The 2700-nt window shown below is 67.8% G+C and carries 2 protein-coding genes; one reads left to right on the top strand and one right to left on the bottom strand.

Features of this window, described 5'->3' with window-relative positions; genetic code table 11:
• A partial coding sequence (locus DBR34_RS22715) for a bifunctional aconitate hydratase 2/2-methylisocitrate dehydratase (protein ID WP_258223825.1) occupies nt 1-1431 on the top strand: 1431 nt, incomplete at its 5' end.
• A 250-nt stretch (nt 1432-1681) separates the two neighbouring features.
• Here the strand turns inward: DBR34_RS22715 and DBR34_RS11170 are convergent.
• On the bottom strand, nt 1682-2700 hold a 1019-nt coding region (locus DBR34_RS11170; protein WP_146186824.1), incomplete at its 5' end, for a chemotaxis response regulator protein-glutamate methylesterase.

The following is a 2700-nucleotide window of genomic DNA, read 5'->3' as shown; positions in this document are numbered from 1 at the left end:
ATGGTCGGCCGCGCCTGTGGCCTGCCGGAAGGCCAGGGCATGCGCCCGGGCACCTACTGCGAACCGAAGATGACCTCGGTGGGCTCGCAGGACACCACCGGCCCGATGACCCGCGACGAGCTGAAGGACCTGGCCTGCCTGGGCTTCTCGGCCGACCTGGTGATGCAGTCGTTCTGCCACACCGCCGCGTACCCGAAGCCGGTGGACGTCAAGACCCACCACACGCTGCCGGAGTTCATCTCCACCCGTGGCGGCATCTCGCTGCGCCCGGGCGACGGCGTGATCCACAGCTGGCTCAACCGCATGCTGCTGCCCGACACCGTCGGCACCGGTGGCGACTCGCACACCCGTTTCCCGGTGGGCATTTCGTTCCCGGCCGGCTCGGGCCTGGTCGCCTTCGCGGCTGCCACCGGCGTGATGCCGCTGGACATGCCCGAATCGGTGCTGGTGCGCTTCAAGGGCAAGATGCAGCCCGGCGTGACCCTGCGTGACCTGGTCAACGCGATCCCGCTGTACGCGATCAAGTCCGGTCTGCTGACCGTGGCCAAGGCCGGCAAGAAGAACATCTTCTCCGGTCGCATCCTGGAAATCGAAGGTCTGCCGGAGCTGAAGGTCGAGCAGGCGTTCGAACTGTCCGATGCCTCGGCCGAACGTTCGGCGGCCGGTTGCTCGGTGCACCTGAACAAGGAGCCGATCATCGAGTACCTCAACAGCAACATCACGCTGCTGAAGTGGATGATCGCCGAGGGTTACCAGGACGCCCGTTCGCTGGCGCGCCGCATCGAGAAGATGGAAGCGTGGCTGGCCAACCCGGAGCTGCTGGCCCCGGATGCCGACGCCGAGTACGCCGCCGTCATCGAGATCGACCTGGCCGACATCCACGAGCCGATCGTGGCCTGCCCGAACGATCCGGACGACGTCAAGACGCTGTCCGACGTGGCCGGCGCGGCCATCGATGAAGTCTTCATCGGGTCGTGCATGACCAACATCGGTCACTTCCGTGCGGCTGCCAAGCTGCTGGAAGGCAAGCGCGACATCCCCACCAAGCTGTGGGTGGCCCCGCCGACCAAGATGGATGCCTCGGAGCTGACCAAGGAAGGCCATTACGGCACCTTCGGCACCGCCGGCGCACGCATGGAAATGCCGGGCTGCTCGCTGTGCATGGGCAACCAGGCACAGGTGCGCGAGGGCGCGACGGTGTTCTCGACCTCGACCCGCAACTTCCCGAACCGTCTGGGCCGCAACTCCAACGTGTACCTGGGATCGGCCGAACTGGCCGCGATCTGCTCGCGTCTGGGTCGCATCCCGACCAAGGAAGAGTACATGGCCGACATCGGCGTGCTGGATGCCAGCAGCAAGGACATCTACCGCTACATGAACTTCGACCAGATCGAGGATTATCAGGACGTGGCCAAGACGGTCGCTGCCTGATGCGGTGCCGGCCGATGGCCGGCACCCGGTAGCCATCGACCGTTGGTGGATGGGATGAAAACAAAAAACCCCCGGCGCACGCCGGGGGTTTTTTCGTTGTGATGCGTAGCTTCCGTAGCGCCGGGCTCTGCCCGGCAGGGGTGGGGCGCGCGAAAGGCGGCCGGGCAGAGCCCGGCTCTACGTGATTCCGACAGCCGGGCAGAGCCCGGCTCTACGTGATTCCGACAGCCGGGCAGAGCCCGGCGCTACGTTATGCGCGGGCCATGGCCATCAGCCGTTCGGCGATGCGTTCCAGCGGCACCATTTCTTCGGTGGCACCGAGCTTGTAAGCCGCACCCGGCATGCCCCAGACCACGCTGGTGGCTTCGTCCTGCACCAGGGTGGGGGCGCCGGCGTTGCGCAGTTCCAGCAGGCCGCGGGCGCCGTCGTCGCCCATGCCGGTGAGGATCGCGCCGATCGCATTGGCGCCCGCGCTTTCGGCCACCGAGCGGAACAGGACATCCACCGCCGGCTTGTGCCGGTTCACCGCCGGGCCGTCGTCCACGCGGCAGCGCCAGCGCGCACCGTCGCGGATGATGCGCAGGTGCTTGCCGCCGGGCGGCAGGTAGGCGTGGCCGGGCAACACCGCTTCGCCGTCGCTGGCTTCGCGCACCGACATCGCCGAATGCCGGTCCAGGCGTTCGGCGAATGGGGTGCTGAAGGTGGCAGGCAGGTGCTGGGTCATCACCACCGCCGGCGCATCGGCCGGCATGCCTTCCAGCACCACGCGCAGGGCTTCGGTGCCGCCGGCCGAGGCGCCGATGGCGATCAGGCGGTCGGTGGTGCGGAACTGGATCGCACGCGGCGCGGCGGCCGGGGCCACCGCATCCAGGGTGATGCGCGGGGCGCTGGGGCGGGCGAGGGTACGCACACGGGAGCGCGCGGCCATCTTGACCTTGCCGATGATCTCTTCGGCATAGGCCTGCAGCCCGCGGGCGACGTCGAATTTCGGCTTGGACACGAAATCCACCGCGCCCAGCGCCAGCGCCTGCAGGGTGGTGTCGGCGCCACGTTCGGTCAGCGAGGAGATCATCACCACCGGCAGCGGGTGCAGCCGCATCAGGTTTTCCAGGAACGCCAGGCCGTCCATGCGCGGCATTTCGACGTCCAGGGTGATCACGTCCGGGGCCAGGCGTTTGATTTTCTCGCGGGCCAGCAACGGGTCGGCGGCGGTGCCGACCACCTCGATATCGCGGTCGCTGGCGAGGATTTCGCTGAGCATCTGCCGTA

This window comes from Stenotrophomonas sp. HMWF003, from assembly GCF_003061285.1.
Classification (GTDB): domain Bacteria; phylum Pseudomonadota; class Gammaproteobacteria; order Xanthomonadales; family Xanthomonadaceae; genus Stenotrophomonas; species Stenotrophomonas maltophilia_AP.
Note: the sequence above shows the minus strand (reverse complement) of the source record. Positions and strands in the feature narration are given on the sequence as shown.